At 67.4% G+C, this 19064-nt stretch carries 17 protein-coding genes; 8 read left to right on the top strand and 9 right to left on the bottom strand.

The genetic code is table 11. From position 1 onward, the window contains the following. Positions 1-124 precede the first annotated feature (124 nt). Positions 125-646: a DinB family protein gene (locus WNM05_RS18885; protein ID WP_434629838.1), complete on the top strand. Its 522-nt coding sequence runs from the start codon at positions 125-127 to the stop codon at positions 644-646. A 10-nt stretch (positions 647-656) separates the two neighbouring features. Here the strand turns inward: WNM05_RS18885 and WNM05_RS18890 are convergent, their stop codons facing one another. Next, the gene (locus WNM05_RS18890; protein ID WP_434629840.1) at positions 657-1856 is read right to left on the bottom strand and encodes a GGDEF domain-containing protein; all 1200 of its coding nucleotides are present in this window, start codon (positions 1854-1856) and stop codon (positions 657-659) included. A 338-nt stretch (positions 1857-2194) separates the two neighbouring features. On the opposite strand from WNM05_RS18890, the gene WNM05_RS18895 reads away from it, so the two are divergent. Beyond that, on the top strand, positions 2195-2620 hold the full coding sequence (locus tag WNM05_RS18895; protein WP_434629843.1) for a hypothetical protein: 426 nt from the start codon (positions 2195-2197) through the stop codon (positions 2618-2620). A gap of 5 nt (positions 2621-2625) precedes the next feature. Here WNM05_RS18895 and WNM05_RS18900 read toward each other — a convergent pair whose 3' ends face one another. Continuing rightward, positions 2626-3615: an aldo/keto reductase gene (locus WNM05_RS18900; protein ID WP_434629846.1), complete on the bottom strand. Its 990-nt coding sequence runs from the start codon at positions 3613-3615 to the stop codon at positions 2626-2628. A 97-nt stretch (positions 3616-3712) separates the two neighbouring features. Here WNM05_RS18900 and WNM05_RS18905 point away from each other — a divergent pair, with 97 nt between their 5' ends. Further along, on the top strand, positions 3713-4618 hold the full coding sequence (locus WNM05_RS18905; protein ID WP_434629849.1) for a LysR family transcriptional regulator: 906 nt from the start codon (positions 3713-3715) through the stop codon (positions 4616-4618). 44 nt (positions 4619-4662) lie between these two features. On the opposite strand, the gene WNM05_RS18910 is transcribed toward WNM05_RS18905, so the two are convergent. The 7 genes from WNM05_RS18910 to WNM05_RS18940 form a co-directional block, all read right to left on the bottom strand. Further along, positions 4663-6054: an amino acid permease gene (locus tag WNM05_RS18910; protein WP_434629852.1), complete on the bottom strand. Its 1392-nt coding sequence runs from the start codon at positions 6052-6054 to the stop codon at positions 4663-4665. A gap of 178 nt (positions 6055-6232) precedes the next feature. Then, a complete protein-coding gene (locus tag WNM05_RS18915; protein ID WP_434629855.1) occupies positions 6233-7255 on the bottom strand; it encodes a diguanylate cyclase domain-containing protein in 1023 nt (340 codons plus the stop codon). 107 nt (positions 7256-7362) lie between these two features. After that, complete coding sequence (gene adhE, locus WNM05_RS18920) at positions 7363-10026, bottom strand: bifunctional acetaldehyde-CoA/alcohol dehydrogenase (RefSeq protein WP_434629858.1); 2664 nt, start codon at positions 10024-10026, stop codon at positions 7363-7365. Positions 10027-10295: 269 nt separating this feature from the next. Next, positions 10296-11462: a carbonic anhydrase gene (locus WNM05_RS18925; protein ID WP_434629861.1), complete on the bottom strand. Its 1167-nt coding sequence runs from the start codon at positions 11460-11462 to the stop codon at positions 10296-10298. 49 nt (positions 11463-11511) lie between these two features. Beyond that, positions 11512-12375 (bottom strand): DMT family transporter, encoded by an 864-nt coding sequence (locus WNM05_RS18930; RefSeq protein ID WP_434629864.1) that lies wholly within the window; start codon positions 12373-12375, stop codon positions 11512-11514. Positions 12376-12433: 58 nt separating this feature from the next. Beyond that, entirely contained in the window at positions 12434-12874 is a 441-nt protein-coding gene (locus WNM05_RS18935; protein ID WP_434629866.1) for an ester cyclase, read from the bottom strand. After that, positions 12871-13008 (bottom strand): hypothetical protein, encoded by a 138-nt coding sequence (locus tag WNM05_RS18940; protein ID WP_434629869.1) that lies wholly within the window; start codon positions 13006-13008, stop codon positions 12871-12873. The genes WNM05_RS18935 and WNM05_RS18940 overlap by 4 nt, the downstream gene beginning before the upstream one ends. 94 nt (positions 13009-13102) lie before the next feature. Between WNM05_RS18940 and WNM05_RS18945 the strand changes: the two genes are divergently transcribed. The 5 genes from WNM05_RS18945 (at position 13103) to WNM05_RS18965 (ending at position 19054) form a co-directional block, all read left to right on the top strand. Then, positions 13103-14068 (top strand): LysR family transcriptional regulator, encoded by a 966-nt coding sequence (locus WNM05_RS18945; RefSeq protein WP_434629871.1) that lies wholly within the window; start codon positions 13103-13105, stop codon positions 14066-14068. Between the two features lie 36 nt (positions 14069-14104). After that, the gene (locus tag WNM05_RS18950; RefSeq protein WP_434629875.1) at positions 14105-15286 is read left to right on the top strand and encodes an FAD-dependent oxidoreductase; all 1182 of its coding nucleotides are present in this window, start codon (positions 14105-14107) and stop codon (positions 15284-15286) included. A gap of 51 nt (positions 15287-15337) precedes the next feature. Next, a complete protein-coding gene (locus tag WNM05_RS18955) occupies positions 15338-17062 on the top strand; it encodes a hypothetical protein (protein WP_434629877.1) in 1725 nt (574 codons plus the stop codon). Between the two features lie 136 nt (positions 17063-17198). Then, the gene (gene folE / locus WNM05_RS18960) at positions 17199-17819 is read left to right on the top strand and encodes a GTP cyclohydrolase I FolE (RefSeq protein ID WP_434629880.1); all 621 of its coding nucleotides are present in this window, start codon (positions 17199-17201) and stop codon (positions 17817-17819) included. Positions 17820-17905: 86 nt separating this feature from the next. Further along, a complete protein-coding gene (locus tag WNM05_RS18965) occupies positions 17906-19054 on the top strand; it encodes a dienelactone hydrolase family protein (protein WP_434629883.1) in 1149 nt (382 codons plus the stop codon). Positions 19055-19064: the final 10 nt, after the last annotated feature.

Here is a 19064-nt window from a genome sequence, read left to right on the forward strand (position 1 = left end):
AGCAGCTTGGCCGTTTTTCCATCCATATTCTTTTTGATGAATCCGCTTCGCGGACTCCCCCTGGCATTCCCCCGCGCATGCGGTCCCGCTACAATGCCATTGTCAAAACACGGACAATGAAGACATGTCATTACGCGACATCCGCATGCTGGCCCGCTACAGCGCCTGGGCCAACCACCGCCTGTTCGACACGCTGGCCGCGCTACCGGAAGAAGAGCTGCGGAAGCCACGCGCCACCGTGTTCGGCAACATCCTGTCGACGCTGAACCACAACCTGGTGGTGGACCGGATCTGGCAGGGTCATCTGCTGGCCCGCCCTCACGGCTACAGTAGCCGCAACACGGCGGACACCCCCGGTCTCGCCGAACTGGCCCGGGCGCAGGCGGAGCTGGACGACTGGTATATCGATTACGCCGAAGGCCTGACCCAGGACGGGCATGAAGAGATCGTCGATTTCGCCTTCGTCGACGGCGGCGCCGGCCGCATGCGGCGCGGCGACATGCTGCTGCACATCGTCAATCACAAGAACTACCACCGCGGCTTCGTCGCCGACATGCTGTACCAGATCCCGGTCACGCCGCCGACGACCGACCTGCCGGTCTACCTGCGGGACGCCCACCGCGAGCCGGATGACGCGCGCTGCTGACCCAACTAGCTCACGCCTGCAGCGCGGGCTCAGGCTCGCGCTCTATCTCCACCCGGTTGCGTCCTTTGCGCTTGGCTTGGTACAGCAACAGGTCTGCCTCCAGAAACAGGCTGGCCAGGTTTTCGTGCTCCCCGTCCCGAAGGCAGGCCACGCCTATGCTCGCGCTGATGGCCAGCTGCAACTCCCCCGACCGCGGATGCAAAGCGGCGATGGCCTGCCGCAGGCGATCCGTCGCGTTATAGGCTTCCACCCGCGAGGTTTGCGGCAGCATCACCACGAACTCCTCTCCGCCATGCCGTCCCAGAAGGTCTCCATGGCGGGATTCCGCACGCAGGCAGTCCGCCAACTGGCGCAGCACCTCATCCCCCGCCTGGTGGCCGTAACGGTCATTGATGTTCTTGAAATGGTCCAGGTCGACCAACAACAGCGCCAGTCCTTCGCCCCGATCCCGGGCGCGCAGGAACAGGCCTGTGGCCAGCTCGTGAAACGTCCGGTGATTGAATAAATGAGTCAGGCCATCCTCTTGAGCCTGGGAACGAACTTGCAACAGCAAGCGTTCATAGCTGATGAACAATAAGCCCAAGCTATAGCAAAAGGTCAGCCAGAACAGACTTAGGGAGGTAAACAAAGCGAATAACTGATTCTGCCCGGTGAAGCTTTCCCCCGCCTCCCCCAAGGCCATCGTCAGCCGGGAGATTGCCACCGTTGCGGTCAGCACCGCCAAGCCCAGCGCCAGCCGGTAACCTATCATGGTCCGCCATTGCCGGCAGCGGCACAGCAGCGCGATGATCATCATCCAGTACAACAGATTTGCACTGGAAAGAGAGATCACCCGGCGTGTGTAGCTGCCGGGGCCACCCCAATAGACAAAACACAGCATGGTGACCGACACCACCGCCACGTGAAACCACCAGTGGTTGCGCATGCCCAGCATCTGACGGGTGGCGACCAGCGCCAATGGATGGAATAGGAGCAGCAAGCACATGTCCAGGATCAGATTGTGCCAAGGAGAGATCGGTAGGGGGATATAGGAGAGCAACGTCCCTATCGTCGTGACGATGCCCGCGGCGCCCAGGGTCAGCAATGCCCTCTCATTCCGGTTGTAAAGCCAGAACATCATGACGACCAGAGTCAGCATCGCGGTATAGCCCATGGTGCTGAGCAGGGTGGTCTTGAAATCCAGGATGCTGGGCAAGGTTTGGCTTGGCATGAAAAGCAAATGTCTAGTCAGCGAAAACTGGCATGCGCGGCCCTGGCTGGGAGTACCTGCCGCAAGCTGGCGACACCATAGCAGAATTTGACTTGCGCCATGCCATTCCGCATGCCTTTCGCATCATCGTAGACTTGCCCGGACGCGCCCGCAACGTCGAGACAGTCCAGTTTCTTGCCCTTTCCGCCCAATTTAGATAGAATACTCTATCCAGCAAGAGCGTCAGAACGCGGCGCTTCTGTCCAAGCCAAGCCACGCCTTCCCATCGCGGAACGCGCCAGCCACGCCGTCCACGCAACACCCGCCGCTTCGCGCGGTCCATCCACGCAGGAATCAAGATGCGCCTACACGCCCTCCTGCTGCCATTGGCGCTTTCCAATGCGTCCCTGGCGGCCAGCTCCCTTCCCTCCTACGACTTCGCGCTGAAGCCGGCGATCGCGCCGACGCCGCGCATCACGCCGGCCCCCGGGGACGAGAAACCCAAACCGCTGGGCGTCCCGCCCAGGATACGGCTCGGCGATCTCGACAATCCGCCGCTGGAAGTGAAGCCGTCCACCGTCGTTTCCGGCTCGCGCGGCGCGGCGACGCAAGCGGACAGCTTCTCGATAGGCCATTCCTTCAACCCGTCCGGCCCGGTCCAGCTTCAGCCCGCCGTCCCCGGACAGCCGTTTCGGCCCGGCACGACGATAGACCCGCAAACCGGGCAGCAGCGCGCGATACCGATGCACATGCTGCCCCCGCTGCCGCCGTACCAGCAGCGCTGAGCCGCTCAGCGGTTGACCATGGACATCACCTCGGCGGCGTAGCGCAGGCCGCTGACCTTGCCGCCGGCGAACACGGCATCCAGCGCGGCCAGGTCGGCGGCGCCCAGTTCGACGGCCAGGGCCCCCAGGTTGTCGCGCAGATTCGCCTGCTTGCGCGCGCCCGGTATCGCGACGATGTCTTGCCCCTGCGCCAGCAGCCAGGCCAATGCCAGTTGCGCCGGGCTGCAGCCTTTGGCCGCGGCCAACTCCCTGACCTTGTCCACCAATTGCAGATTGCGCTGGAAATTCTCGCCCTGGAAGCGCGGATTGCCGCGGCGGAAGTCGTCGGCGGCGAAATCGTCGGGGCTGTTGATCGCCCCGGTCAGAAAACCGCGCCCCAGCGGGCTGTAGGCGACGAAACCGGCGCCGACCTCGCGGCAGGCGGCCAAGACGCCGTCCTCCGGATCGCGCGTCCACAGCGAATATTCGCTCTGCAAGGCATGGATCGGATGGACGGCCGCCGCGCGGCGCAGCGTCGCCGCCGAGGCCTCGGACAGGCCCAGCCAGCGCACCTTGCCGGCCTGGACCAGATCGGCCATCGCGCCGACGGTTTCCTCGATCGGCACCGCGGGGTCGATGCGGTGCTGGTAATACAGATCGATGTGATCGACGCCCAGCCGCTTCAAGCTGCCCTCGCAGCTGGCGCGGACATATTCCGGGCGGCCGTTGACGCCGCGCTTCGCCGGGTCGGCCGGATCCATCACGATGCCGAACTTCGTCGCCAGCACCACTTCGTCGCGCCGGCGCGCCAGCAGCCGGGACAACAGCTGCTCATTGGTGTGCGGACCGTACATGTCGGCGGTGTCGAGGAAGTTGACGCCCAGGTCCAGCGCAGCGTCCAGCGTCGCCAGCGACTCGGCGTCGTCGTGCGGACCGTAGAAGGCGCTCATGCCCATGCAGCCGAGACCCAGCGCCGAAACCTGCGGGCCGCCCCGGCCCAATGTGCGTTTTTGCATTGCATGACTCCCGTTGGTGAATTGACGTCAGCATAGGAGATGGCGACGGCCCGATAAATGGCCCAGAATGACAAACATTATTTAGCCAGGCTTCACAATGTCGCGAATTCCGCATGACGCGCTGCAAGCTTTCCGCGCGATCGCCCGCCATCGCAGCTTCACCCGCGCCGGCGCCGAGCTCGGCGTCAGCGCCTCGGCCCTGAGCCAGAGCCTGCGTCAATTGGAAGAGGCGCTGGGCGTGCCGCTGCTGACCCGCACCACGCGCCAGGTGGCGCCGACCGAGGCCGGAGAGGCATTGTTGGCGCGGCTGGCGCCGGCGCTGGACGAAATCGCCGAGATGCTGGAAGAAACCCGACAAAGCCGCGGCCAGCCGGCCGGCCTTCTGCGCGTCACCGTGCCCCACACCGCCGCCCAGCTGCTGTTCTACCCGGCGCTGGCCGATTTCGCCGCCCGTCATCCGAAGCTGCAGCTGGAACTGGACGTCAACAACGGCCTGGTCGACATCGTCGCCCAGCGCTTCGACGCCGGCGTCCGCTTCGGCGAGGCGCTGCAGGCCGGCATGCAGGCCTTGCCGGTCAGCCGGCCGCTGCGCTTCGTCGTCGCCGCCGCGCCAGACTATCTGCGCCGCCGCGGCGCGCCGACGCAGCCTGAGGACCTGCTCGGACACGACTGCCTCGGCTACCGCTTCGGCGGCGGCGGCCAATACCGCTGGCAGTTCGCCGCAGACGGCCAGACGCTGCAGTTGGCCGTCGACGGCCCATTGATCGCCAACGACAATATGGCGCTGCTGCGCGCCGCGCTGGACGGCGCCGGCCTGGCCTACTTGGCCGAGCCGCTGATCGCGCCCTGGATCGCCGACGGCGGGCTGGCCGTGGTGCTGGACGATCACATGCCGCCGCCCGAGGCCTTGTACCTGTACTACCCTCACCGGCCGAGCCAGCCGGCCAAGCTGAGGGCGCTGATCGCCTTCCTGCGCGAGCGCGCCGGCCTGCCCCGGATGTAGAAAACCCGCCGGGCGGCGGGTCGGTCGAGATCAGCGGCGCGGTTTCAGCGCGACTGCTGCGCCAGACGCCAGGCGGCGTCCTGCTTGTGGTAGCCCAGCAGATAGTAGGCGACGATCAGGAACACCAGCCAGCCGGGACCGACGATCAGCGCGACGCGGGTGTCCGGGAAATAGGCCATCAAGGCAATCACCAGCGCGAGGAAGCCCAGCGTCAGATAGGAGCCGTACGGCCACAGCGGCATCCGGTGGCTGATGCCGGCCAGTTCCTCGGCCGACAGCGAGCGGCGGAAACGCAGCTGCGCCAGCAGGATGATCAGCCAGGTCCACACCGCGCCGAAGGTGGAGATCGCCGTCAGCCAGGTGAATACCTCCTTCGGCGCCAGATAGTTCAGCAGCACCCCCAACAGCAACGCGGCGATGGACAGCAGCAAGGCCGGAACCGGCACGCCGCTTTTCGACACCTTGGCGAACAGCGGCAGCGCCTGCTTCTGCTCGGCCAGGTTGAACAGCATGCGGCCGGTGCTGTAGATGCCGCTGTTGCACGAGGACAGCGCGGCGGTCAGCACGACGAAGTTGATGATGCCGGCGGCGGCCGGGATGCCCAGGCTGTCGAAAGTCATCACGAAGGGACTGCCGCGGGTGCCCAGCTCGTTCCACGGATAGATGGCCAGGATCACGAACAGCGCGCCGACATAGAAGATCAGGATGCGCCAGAACACCGAATCCACCGCGCGCGCCAGCGCCTTCTTCGGATTCTTCGCCTCGCCGGCGGTCAGGCCCAGCATCTCGACGCCGAGGTAGGCGAACATCACCATCTGCAGCGACATCAGCACGCCGGAGAAGCCGTTGGGCAGGAAGCCGCCGTGCGCCCACAGATTGGAGATGCCGGTGGCGACGCCGTGATTGCCGAAACCGAAGACTATCATCGCCAGGCCGCCGGCTATCATCAGCACGATGGTGACGATCTTGATCAGCGCGAACCAGAACTCGAACTCGCCATAGGCCTTGACCGCAATCAGATTGACCCCGCCCATCGCCAGCATCGCCGCCAGCACCCAGTACCAGGACGGCACGTCCGGGAACCAGATGCCCATGTAGACGCCGACGGCGGTGATTTCCGCCATGCAGGTCACCAGCCACAGGAACCAGTAGTTCCAGCCAGTCAGATAGCCGGCCAGCGGCCCGAGGTAGTCCTGCGCGTAGCGGCTGAACGAGCCGGCCACCGGATTGTGTATGGCCATCTCGCCCAGCGCGCGCATGATCATGAAAATGGCGAGGCCGCCGATGCCGTAGGCCAGCATGATGGCCGGACCGGCCATCTTGATCGCGGTGGCCGAGCCGAGAAACAGGCCTACGCCTATGGTCGCGCCCAGCGCCATCAGATTGATGTGCCTCTCCTCCAGCCCGCGGTGCAGCGTCTGCTGTTCTGCCTGCATGCCATGCTCCTTTGTCTATGCATTGAATATCCGGCTATCGCTTATGCTTATGCGCCGGAATGACAAAGCATTTTACATAGCCCGATATGGATATGACTATGGGAGCAATTTAATACCAATTAAATGCACTAAAAGAAGCAGGAAGCTGCCTCGCGCATGGACAGGCGTGCCGCTGCGCTCAGAACAACTCGATGTCGCCGCTCGGTATCTCGGCGTCCACCCGCCCGGCCACCGCCAGACGCTGGTAGCCGCCGACCTGGTTGCGGCCGTTGGACTTGACGAAGTACAAGGCGCGGTCGGCCCGGTCCAGCAGCTGAACCGGCAACAGCAGCGGATCGGTCATCGTGTAGCCTATGCTGACCGTCACCGTCTCGCCATGGCTGAAGCCATGTTCCAGCACCCTCAGTCGCAGCGCCTGCAGCCAGGCCTGCGCCGAGACCTCGGTGGTGCGCGGCAGCAGCAGCGCGAACTCCTCGCCGCCGAAGCGGTACAGACCGTCCTGCGGCCTCAGGCTCTGCCGCATCAGCTGCGCCAGCTGGCGCAGCACCTCGTCGCCGGTTGCATGGCCATGACGATCGTTGATGGTCTTGAAGAAATCGATGTCGAGCAGGGCCAGCACGCTGGGGGCCGGATCGAGCCGCGACTGCTCCAGCAACTGATAAATGCCCAGATCGAACTTTCGCCGGTTGTACAGGCCGGTCAGGCGGTCGCAGTCGGCCTCGGCCAGCAGGCCCAGATAATTCTCGTGGATGCGCGTCAGCGCTTGGAGCTCGTCCAGCAGCGACGGCGTCGGCTCGGCGGCGGCCACGAACAGCAAACCCGCGAGCTGCCCGCCGTAGCACAGCGCCCGGTACAGGCCGCCGTCGGCATGCAGCACGCCGGCAGCGCCCTGCCGCAGCCACCCGGCCATCGCGGCTTCGGCCGGCCGCCATGGCGAGTCCGCCGCTTCGGCGACGCCGCCGCAACCATTGTCTCGCCAGTGCAGCAGCAGCTCGAAGCCGTCGGCGCCATGCCGGCAATCATGCAACTCCACGCGGCCGAAAGCCGGGTTCTCCATCAACAGTTCGATCAGCCCGCGCGCCAGCTCGCGCTGCTCGCGCTGCGAGGTCAGCGCCACCACGCCGGCCAGCCAGCGCAGACGCGCCGGCTCCGCGCCGGCATCGGCCGGAACCGGCGCGCCGAAGCGATTGCCGGTCGGCATAGCGCGTACTCCTGGAGTGGGCATGCGGCGTCTCCGTGGCGTATACGGATGTGCTGAGTATAGACGGCCGCCGGCCGGCCGCCTGTCACCGCATCGTCAACCGCGCCTCAGGCCTGCTTGAGCTTCCTGACCTTGGCCGGCTTGGACTGCTCCGCCTCCGGCTCGCGCTCCCAGGCCTCCCGGTACGGCCGGCCGTAGTAGCTGTCCAGCAGCAGCTGCTTCAGTTCGCTGATCAGCGGGTAGCGCGGATTGGCTCCGGTGCACTGGTCGTCGAAGGCGGCCTCGGCCACTTCGTCCAGCTTGGCCAGGAAATCGGCCTCGACGACGCCGGCGGCCTGGATGGACGCCGGAATGCCCAGCGTCTTCTTCAACTCGTCCACCCATTCGATCAGCTTCTCGACGCGCTGATGGTCCCGGTTCGCCTCCAGGCCCAGGTGGCGGGCGATCTCGGCGTAGCGCGCCACGCTCTTCGGCCGGTCGTACTGGCTGAACGCGGTCTGCTTGGTCGGCACGTCGGCGGCGTTGTAGCGGATCACATTGCTGATCAGCAGCGCGTTGGCCAGGCCGTGGGCCAGACCGAATTCGGCGCCTATCTTGTGCGCCATCGAGTGGCAGACGCCGAGGAAGGCGTTGGCGAAGGCGACGCCGGCGATGGTCGCGGCGTTATGCACCTGCTCGCGCGCCTTCGGGTCCTTGGCGCCGTTCAGATACGAGGACGGCAAGTATTCCTTCAGCAGCTTCAGGGCCTGCAGCGCCTGCGGATCGGAATACTCGTTGGCCATCACCGAGACATAGGCTTCCAGCGCGTGGGTCACCGCGTCGATGCCGCCGAAGGCGGTCAGCGACTTCGGCATGTCCATCACCAGATTCGCGTCGACGATGGCCATGTTCGGCGTCAGCTCGTAGTCGGCGATCGGGTATTTGACGCCGGTGACCTCGTCGGTCACCACGGCGAACGGCGTGACTTCCGAACCGGTGCCGGACGTGGTCGGCACCGCCACCATCATCGCCTTGCGGCCCAGTTTCGGGAACTGGTAGATGCGCTTGCGGATGTCCATGAAGCGCAGCGCCAGGTCGGCGAAGTGCACTTCCGGATGCTCGTACATCACCCACATGATCTTGGCCGCGTCCATAGGCGAGCCGCCGCCCAAGGCCATGATCACGTCGGGCTTGAAGGCGTGGGCCAGCTCGGCGCCCTTGCGCACCACCGCCAGCGTCGGATCGGCCGGCACCTCGAAGAAGGTTTCCACCTCCAGGCCCATCTTCTTCAGCAGGCGGATGGGTTCGTCGACGAAGCCGTTCTCGAACAGGTACTGGCCGGTGACGATCAGGCAGCGTTTCTTGCCGGCCAGGTCTTCCAGCGCCACCGGCAGGCAGCCGCGGCGGAAGTAGATGGACTTCGGCAGCTTGTGCCACAGCATGTTCTCGGCCCTCTTGGCGACGGTTTTCTTGTTGATCAGGTGCTTGGGACCGACGTTCTCGGAGATGGAGTTGCCGCCCCAGGAGCCGCAGCCCAGCGTCAGCGACGGCGCCAGGCTGAAGTTGTACAGGTCGCCGATGCCGCCTTGCGAGGACGGGGTGTTGATCAGGATGCGGGCGGTCTTCATCTTGTCGCCGAAGTAGCGGATGCGCTCTTCCTGCAGGTCCTGGTCGGTGTACAGCGCCGAGGTGTGGCCGATGCCGCCCATGACCACCAGCGCGGCGGCCTTGTCGCAGGCGTCGACGAAGTCGCGGGCGCGGTACATGGCCAGCGTCGGCGACAGTTTCTCGTGGGCGAAGGCTTCCTTCTCCGACACTTCCGTCACTTCGCCGATCAGCACCTTGGTGGTCGGCGGCACTTCGATGCCGGCCATCGCGGCGATCTTGGCGGCGCTCTGGCCGACGATGGCGGCGTTCAGGCTGCCGTCCTGCAGGATAACCTTGCGCACCGCCTCGGCCTCGCTCTTCGACAGGATGTAGCCGCCGTGCCTGGAGAAGCGCTCGCGCACCGCGTCGTAGATTTCGTCGACGATGATCACCGACTGCTCGGACGCGCACACCACGCCGTTGTCGAAAGTCTTGGACATCAGGATGGAGGCCACAGCGCGCTTGATGTCGGCGGTTTCGTCTATCACCGCCGGGGTGTTGCCGGCGCCGACGCCGATGGCGGGCTTGCCGGACGAATAGGCGGCCTTCACCATGCCCGGGCCGCCGGTGGCCAGGATCAGGTTGACGTCGGGGTGGTGCATCAGCTGGTTGGACAGCGCGACGGACGGCTCGTCGATCCAGCCTATGATGTCCTGCGGCGCGCCGGCGGCGACGGCGGCCTCCAGCACCAGGCGGGCGGCCTCGCAGGTGGAGCGGCGCGCGCGCGGGTGCGGCGAGAAGATGATGCCGTTGCGGGTCTTCAGCGAGATCAGCGCCTTGAAGATGGCGGTGGAGGTCGGGTTGGTGGTCGGCACGATGCCGCACAGCACGCCTATCGGCTCGGCGATGGTGATGGTGCCGAAGGTGTCGTCCTCGGACAGCACGCCGCAGGTCTTCTCGTCCTTGTACTTGTTGTAGATGTACTCGGAGGCGAAGTGGTTCTTGATCACCTTGTCCTCCATCACGCCCATGCCGGTTTCGGCGACGGCCATCCGCGCCAGCGGGATGCGGGCGTCGGCGGCGGCCAGCGCCGCGCAGCGGAAGATGTGGTCCACCTGCTCCTGGGTGAATTGCGCGAACGCCGCCTGGGCCTTCTTCACACGCGCCACCAGGGCATCGAGTTCGAGTTCGTTGCTGACAGCCATATCATTTCTCCGGAATCGAAAGTTGTCGGGCGCGGACGGCGCCGTTGGATTCGCTGTAACCGTGCCATTACATCCGGTACCGGCGGCCATGCCGCAAACATCAATCTCGATACAAAGATGTCATGACTCGATTGATTCGAAGACATCATATTTCGCTTTGGCGGACTTGTTCTTGCGCGACGCCAAACAATGGGCGGATTGTCTGCAAAAAGAGCGCCGGAAACGGCGCTCTGCGGGGACAAGCGAACGAAGACGCCGTAGTCGCGGCGCTACTGCCCCATGAAGGCGTAGTGGAAATAACGGCCGCTGCGGCTCAGTTCGCGGATGCGGACCGGATCGGTCTCGCCGTTGATATTGGTGATCACCAGCCGGCCGCGCCCCTGCTTCAGATCGTTGTTGAAATCGTAGTAGCCGCCCAGTACCGCCAGCCGTCCGGCCTCCACCTCGCCGGAGAACTTGAGGATGGCGCCCTCGACCTGGTTGTTGATATTGATCAGCGCTCCATTGGTCGCGTCTATGCCCTTGGGAATCTCGATATTGTCCAACTCCTTCTGGATGGACGGCTCCATGCCGCTGTAGTCTCCGGCCGCGGCCTTGATCGCGCCGCAGCCGGTATGGCTGACGAACATCAGCAGCGGCGTGTGCAGATGGCGTACGCCGTATTCGATCGAGCCCTCGGACGTCGCCAGCTGATTGCCCAGATTGCTGATCACGAACAGGTCGGCGTCGGCGTCGCCACCCTGCATGCCGACCCGGCCACCCGGGCTGGAGCAGGTCACCACCGTCGCCTTCGGTGCGGCGCGCTCGCCCAGCCGCAGCAGATAGCCGGGCGAATGCTTGGAAATGTAGGCGCTGTTGGCCTTGATGATGCTGCCGACCACATCCTTGACCTGGCCGGCCTCGCCGGCGGCCTTGCCGGCCCGCGCCTTGGCGGTCTTGGCCTTGGCCGCCTTCGGCCGGATCCTTTGCGCCGACCGCGGACGGCCGCCCGGCGCGTGCACCTCCGGACTGGGCTGGCTCAAGTCGCGCGCCGGCGGCTTGGACATCGTCACCGACGGCGCCAGCTTTTCCGGCTCTCCTTTCGCCGGCTCGGCCTTCTTGCCGGCCTCGGCCCCCGGCTTGGCCGTTTCCGCGGCCTTGCCTTCCGGCTTGCCCTCGGCCGCCTTGCCTTCAGACTTGCCCTCCGGTTTGGCCACCGATTTGCCTTCCGACTTGGCCGCCGGCTTGCCCTCCGACTTGGCCGCCGGCGCCTCGCCGTGTTCGGCGGCTGCCGGCTTGTTGACCTTCAGCGGCAGCTTGATCACCTGCTGCACCTGGGCGTCGCCCGGCGCCTCGTCCGCCCAGGCCGGCTGCAGGGCCAGCAGCAGCGGCACCATCATGCACGATCCGATCCGCCTAGCGTTCATCCGCGATTCCTCGATGTCATCAACAGTCATATCCGTTCTATTCTGCATCATCGACCATGACGGGGAAAGCCGCCAGCCGTCATCGCGTCCGCCGCTGGCTCAGCCACACGCCGGCGAACACCAGCACGCCGGCCAGGGCCTGCCAGGCCTCGAAGCGCTCGTCCAGCAGCAGCCAGGCCAGCAAGACGGTGAAGACCGGGATCAGATTGTTGAAGGCGCCGGCCCTCGCCACCGGAATCCGCGACACCGCCCAGGTATACAGGCCGTAGGCGCCCAGCGTGATCACCGCGCCCAGGTACAGCACCCACAGACTCGGCGCCAGGAACCAGCGTTCCGGCCAATGCCCCCACGGCGTCAGCATCGCCAGTCCGAACCAGACGCTGCCCGCCAGCGCCTGGATGCCGGTGATCGCCAGCGGCGAGTAGCGCGTCGACAGCCGCTTGGCGATCAGCACATAGCCGCAGGCGCACACCATCGCGCAGAACTCCAGCGCATTGCCGAGCAGCGGGTCGGGCGCGCCGGGACCTGCGCGGCTGTCCAGGCTCAGCCAGATCACGCCGGCAAACGACAGCGCGATGCCCAGCCATACCTGGCGCGGCTGGCGCTCGCCGAGAAAGAGGCTGGCGCCGACGGCCATCAGCATCGGCAGCGTGGCGGTGACCACCCCTGCCTGGGACGCGCTGGTATGGGTCAGCGCATTGGCCTCGAACAGGAAATACAGACAGGGCTCGGCCAGGCCCATCGCCAGCAGCCAGCGCCAGTCGCCGCGCCGGTAGCGCCAGCGGATGCGGCCGCTCATCGCCAGCGGCAGCAGGCACAGGCAGGCGATCAGCATGCGCGCGAACAGCACCGCCAGCGGATGGTAGAACTGGAATACGTATTTGAGCACGATGAAGGCGCTGGACCACAGGAACATGGCCAGCGTCAGGGCGAGGTAAGGCAAGATGTCTCCCGATGCGGTGGGCGGGCCGTCTGTGCGGCCCTATGCGGCAGACATTGTTTCAGAAGAAGGCGGCGGCTGTCGATCCGCGCAGTTGCCGCTCCAGCCCCATCCGGTCGGCCTGTATCCAGTATTCGACGATCTTGCCGTCCTCCACCCGGTAACAGGCGCTGTCTATCAGCGCCAGCGGCGCGCCGCTGGCCGGCACGCCGTCGATCTCGTCCAGGTGGCGGCCGAACTGGGTCCAGCGCGCGTAGGCGCGGTCGCCGTCGACCAGCAACTCGTCGACGCGCAGCGTGAAATCGCCGAACAGCCGACGGAACTCGCGCACATGCTCGGCATAGTTGGCCGGGCTGCGCGCCAGCGTGCGCGGATTCTCCGATTCCAGCTGGTGCGCGGCCACGCTGGCGGCCAGATAGCGCCAGGCGGCGTCCGGGTCCAGGCCGGAACGCACCTCGCGCAGAAAGCCCGACACCACCTTCCGGGTTTCGTCGCCGTTCATTTCCTTTGCTCCATGCGATTGCGGATGCGCGCCAGGATTTCCGTCTCGTCGCGGCAGACGTGGCGGGCATGCAGCGACATGCCCTGCCACCACCAGTCCCGCCAGGCGCGGGCCGCCCTCAACAAATATGCCATCTCGTCTCCATTGTTCAATCATTCAACATGAAATAATCATATGTTGCCGATTAACATTGAAAAAGCCTATGCGCCATGACACACTGTTCATGAAATGAGAACAAATCATCTACCCGACGCCCAGGCGCTGCTGGCCTTCGACGCGCTGGTCCGCTGCGGCAGCTTCACCGCCGCCGCCGACGAGCTGGAATGCACGAAGAGCCGGGTCAGCCAGCTGGTCAAGGCGCTGGAAAGGGATCTGGGCACCGTTCTGGTGCTGCGCAACACCCGCCGCGTGGCGCTGACCGAGACCGGCCAGCGCCTGGCGGCGCACGCGCGCGAGCTGCGCTGCCTGCTGGAGCGCCTGCGCCTCGACATCAACGAGGCCGACGGCGAGGTCAGCGGACCGCTGGTGATCAGCTCCATCACCTCCTTCGCCCAGTATCTGCTGGCGCCGGTCCTGGCCGAGCTGGCGGTGCTGCATCCGGGCCTGCAATTGCAGCTGCAGGTGGAGAACCGGCTGCAGGACCCGATCGCCGAAGGCCTGGACTTCTGCATCCGCACCCGCAACGTCCACGACGACGCGCTGGTGGCCAAGCCGCTGGGTCTGGTCCGCGAGTGGGCGTTCGCCTCGCCCGATTATCTGGCCAAGTCGCCGCCGCTGGAGGTGCCGGAAGATCTGTCGCGGCACCGCATCCTGCACGACGTCAGCCGGTCCAAGCTGCGCGACACGCCGGAGTGGCTGCTGGAGAAGGACGGTCAGCAAAAGCAGATCCGGGTGCAGCCGGTGCTGTCCAGCCACCAGTACGCGCCGCTGCTGTCGGCGGCCATCGCCGGCAGCGGCGTCGCGCTGCTGCCCGCCTACGTCGCCAGCGAGCATCTGAGAACCGGCCGCCTGGTGCCGGTGCTGCCGGGCTGGAGCCACGACTGCTGGCCGGTCTACCTGGTCTATCCGTACCGGCACCCGCTGCCGCGCAAGTACGAGGCCTTCATCCAGCATGTGGTGCCGCGGATGCGCGCGCTGCTGCAGGCCGGCATTGATCCAGGCCAAGGCGGCGGCGAGCCGGCCTTGCCAGAATGACGGCCATTTGAATCGGAATCGGCGGGGAGAAACCGGATGGAACATCGCGACATCGTCATCGTGGGCGGCGGCATGGTCGGCAGCGCGCTGGCCGCGGCGCTGACAGGCAGCGGTCTGTCGGTCTGCGTGCTGGAAAGGGAGGCGCCGGCGCCGTTCGCGCCGGAGCAGGAGCCCGATCTGCGCGTCTCGGCGATCAGCCCGGCCTCGGCCGCCTTTCTGCAGGCCATAGGCGCCTGGGACAAGGTATTGGCGATGCGCGCCGCGCCGTACCGGCGCATGCAGGTATGGGAAGGCGACGAAGCCGCCGGCACGCTGTTCGACGCCGCCGAGGCCGGCGTGCCCGAACTGGGCCACATCGTGGAAAACCGCGTGGTACAGCTGGCCGCCACCGCGGCGCTGCGCGACCGCGGCGATATCGACTACCGCTGCCCGGTCGCGGTGGAAAGCCTGGTCTACCGGCCCCAGGCCTCGCAGCTGACGCTGTCGGACGGCAGCCGGATCCAGGCCAGGCTGCTGATCGCCGCCGACGGCGCGCGCTCGCAGGTGCGCGAAGCCGCCGGCATCGGCGTCACCGGCTGGGACTACCCGATGCATGCGCTGGCGCTGAGCTGCCGGATCGAAGGCGGCCAGCAGGACATCACCTGGCAACGCTTCACCCCCGACGGCCCGCAGGCCTTCCTGCCGCTGTGCGGCGACGCGGCCTCCCTGGTGTGGTACCACCGGCCGGAGGAAGTGAAGCGCTTGCTGACGCTGAGCGACGACGAGCTGATCGCCGCCGTCAGCCAGGCGTTTCCGCGCAAGCTGCCCGGCATACGGGAACTGACGGCGCGCGGCAGCTTCGGCCTGACCCGGCGCCACGCCCAATGCTACGCCAGGGACGGCGTGGCTCTGGCCGGCGATGCCGCCCACACAATACACCCGCTGGCCGGCCAGGGCGTCAACCTGGGTTTCCAGGACGCCGCCGCGCTGGCCCGGACGATTCTGGACGCCCGCGCCGGCGGCGAGGACTGGGCCGGCGAAAAGGCGCTGGCGCGCTATCAGCGCGCGCGCAAGCCGGCCAATCTGGCGATGCAGACCGGCATGGACGCGTTCTGCTACGGTTTTTCCAACGACATCGCGCCGCTGCGCCTACTGCGCGGCCTGGGCCTCCGGCTCGCGGACAAGGCCGGGCCGCTGAAGCGCGAGGCGATACGCTACGCGCTGGGTCTGCGCGCCTGAGCCTCCCCTTCATGCTAGGCTTGGGGGACTTTTCCCCTTCCCGGCCTGTTCATGAACACTTTCCACATTCGCGCCGCGACCGGCCTGCTGCAAGGAATCGCGCTTTACGCGCTGTACCGCGCCTCGGACCATGGCGGCTGGCTGTCGCTCCACCCGCTGCTGTTCTCGCCGTTGCTGCTGGCCGCCGCGTCCCTGCCCCTGCTGTGCCAGACAGGGTTGGGCGTGTTGCGTCCCGCCCGGCTGGCCGCATGGCTGGCCGGACTGGCGCTCGCCGTCGCCGCCTTCGGCGCGCATGACCGCTGGCGCGTCGGACTGGAGCACGCCGAGCGCGCGGACCTGATGCCGGACGCGCCGGCGGCCTTGGGCGTCGCCCTGCTGCTGTTCATCGCCTGGCCGCTGATCCTGGCCGGCGAGAGCGAGCGGCGCTGGCGGGCGCCCTACCCCGCCTATTTCGACGCGGCATGGAAGCTTGGCCTGCAGCTGATGCTCTCCGGCCTGTTCGTCTGCGTGTTCTGGCTCATCCTTCAGTTGGGCGCCGGACTGTTCTCCCTGGTGGGCATAGACGGCCTGCGCCGTCTGATAGACGAAGCCGAATTCGCGATACCGGCCAGCACGCTGGCGCTGTCGGCGGGCCTGCACCTGACCGATGTCCGTCCGGGCATCATCCAGGGACTGCGTTCGCTGCTGCTGACCCTGCTGTCCTGGCTGCTGCCGCTGCTTGTCCTGTTGATCGCCGCCTTCCTGTCCCTGCTGCCCTTCACCGGGCTGGACAGCCTGTGGAAGACCGGCCACGCAGGCATGCTTTTGCTCGGCGCCAGCGGACTGCTGATCTTTCTGCTGAACACCGCCTATCAGGACGGCGGCGAAACGCCCGGCCGCGTCATCTCTTTCAGCCTGCGCGCCGCCTGCCTGCTGCTCACGCCGCTGCAGGCGCTGGCCGCCTATGCGTTGACGCTGCGCGTGGTCCAGTACGGCTGGTCGCCGGACCGGGTGCTCGCCGCCTGCCTCGTCATTCTCGGCGCCTGCTACGCCGCCGGCTACGGCTGGGCGGCATGGAGGCGGCAGGGCGGGCTCTCCGGCGTGGCCGGCGCCAATATCGGCACCGCCTGGCTGTCGCTCGCGCTGCTGGCCGCCGTGCTGACGCCGCTGGCCGACCCGGTGCGGATCTCCGTCGCCAGCCAGCTGTCCCGGCTGCAGGCCGGCCGCGTGGCCGCCGAGCGCTTCGACTTCGACTTCCTGCGCCGCCGCGGGCTGCGCTATGGCCATGCCGCCCTGCTGCGGCTGAAGGACGACGCCGGCATCGACGGCGCCATCCGCCGCAAGGCCGGCGACGCGCTAAGCGAGGACAGGCCCCAGCCCAAACCCCCGGCCCAGGCGGTCCACGCGCGCGGCGCGGCCGCGCTGCCGGCCGGCTTCCTGGCCCAGGACTGGAAGCAGATGGCCAAGCGCATCGACGACCTGCCGTCCTGCCTGCTGGACGGCAGCGAGGAATGCGACGCCTATGTCGGCGCCTACAGCGGCGCCGGCAAACAGGACGTGCTGCTGGCGGCAAAGCGTTCCGCCCGTCTGTCGCTGTTCCAGCGGAATGCCCAGGGCCTGTGGACGCTCGCCGGCACCTACGACCTGCCCGCCGCGTGTCCGGCGCCGCTGGAAGCGCTGGCGGCCGGAAGCGCGCGAACCGCTCCGCCGCTGCTGCCCGATCTGGAAGCAGGCGGACTGCGGCTGCGGCCGCGCTACCCCTATGCGCCGCAACCATGCCCCGATACGAAAAAATGATGGCGCTCGGGGATGGGCGCGGCGCCGGCGCAAACGCGGGAATGAGCAAAATCTGATCGTCAGGACGGCCCGCCTCCCTATACCATGAGGGAACTGGCGGCCCTGCCGCCCCCTCCCACCACAATGGAGCCGCGCCATGTCCTTCACCGACGACCACGACCACGCCGCCTGCCAGCGCCCGCTTGATCGCGTCCGTCCGTTCGACGCCGCCGCCTTCGAACAGGCCGTCGCCGACATGCTGCGCGCCAGCGGCATCGCCATCGATCCTATCCACACCGGCAAGACCGCCCAGCGCGTGCGCGAACTGTGGCAGAAGCGGCTGCTGGACGGCTACGACACTTCGCCGGCCGACGCGCTGGGCAGCGGCTTCGCCGACCAGCGTCGCGACATGGTGGTGATACGCAGCCTGGCGGTGCACGGCATGTGCCCGCATCACCTGCTGCCGTTCCGCGGCGTCGCCCACGTCGCCTACCTGCCCGGCGGCCGGCTGCACGGCTTCGGCCGCATCGCGCGGATGGTGGACGCGATCAGCCATCGCTACACCTATCAGGAATGGATCACCGGCGAGATCGCCCGCACGCTGGTCGAGCACGGCGAGGCGCGCGGCGCCGCCTGCCTGATCGAGGCGGAGCAGCTGTGCCTGCTGATGGGGGAAAACCGCCGCGGCGACGAGCGCGTGATCACCCAGTGCTACGCCGGCGCGTTCGAACACGACGCCCAGGCCCGCAACGAGTTCCTGCGCGCGATCGAGCGCTAGAGACCGACGCCGGGCCCTCGCCGGCGTGCTATGGTGCTTGCAGGCGTACCGCCGCCGCGGTGCGCATCGCCCGCGGAGCGCCGCCGATGTCGCCAGCTATCCTGTCGCTGCTTCTCGTTCTATTCGCCGTTCCGGCCGCCGTCGGCGCCGAGTCCATGCCGCGCGACATCGGCGAGGAGGTGGTCAGCCTGCCGGTGACGCTGCCCGACGGCAGCCGCCACGCATTGACCGTCACCGTGTTCCGCCCCGACGACGCCGGCCCGCATCCGCTGGCGCTGCTGAGCCACGGCCGCGCCACCAGCGCCGCCGGCCGCGCCGATCCGCCGCGCCAGCGCATGGAAACGGCGGCGCGCTACCTGGTGCGCAAGGGCTTCGTCGTGCTGGTGCCGACCCGCGCCGGCTACGGCGCCGACGCCGGCGGCGCCGATCCCGAGGATTCCGGCCCGTGCCGGCGCAAGGACTATCCCGCCTCGCTGCGGGCCGCCGTCGCGCAGATTCTGGCGGCGCTGGACTACGGCCGGCGCCAGCCCGACTTCGACGGCCGGGCCGTGCTGATCGGCCAGTCTGTCGGCGGCATCGCCACCGTGGCCGCCGCCGCCGAGAACCCGCCCGGCGTCGTCGCCGCGATCAATTTCGCCGGCGGCGCCGGCGGCGACCCCGACAGCCATCCGGGCGTGCCGTGCTCGCCGGCGCAATTGCAGCAGCTTTACGCCGAGTTCGGCGGCCGCAGCCGGGTGCCGATGCTGTGGATCTACACGCGGAACGACCGCTTCTTCGGCCCGGAATACTCGCAGGCCTGGGCACGGGCCTACCGCGCCGCCGGCGCGCCGCTGGACTACCGGCTGCTGCCGGCCTTCGGCGACAACGGCCATCTGCTGTTCTCCCGGGGCGCCGATATCTGGATGCCGCTGCTGGAGGACTATCTGCGCGGCCGGGGCTTCGTCCGCCCCGGGTTCGCCGGTCGGCCGCCGCCCAGCGGCTACGCCGCGCTGGACGACGGCGACCGCATCCCCTACCTCAGCCGCGCCGACCGCCTGAACGGCTACGGCCGCTTCCTGTCCAGCCCGCTGCCGCGCGCCTTCGCGATCAGCCCGAGCGGCCACTGGGGCTACGCCTACGGCGGCGACGCGATAGACCGCGCGCTGGATTTCTGCCACAACGACAATCCCAGCCCGTGCTCGCTGTACGCGGTGGACTGCAATGTGGTGTGGCCGGGCGGGGACGACGGGCATTGAGTCGCCGGAA

The organism is Chromobacterium sp. CV08, from assembly GCF_051129845.1.
In the GTDB taxonomy this organism is placed as follows: domain Bacteria; phylum Pseudomonadota; class Gammaproteobacteria; order Burkholderiales; family Chromobacteriaceae; genus Chromobacterium.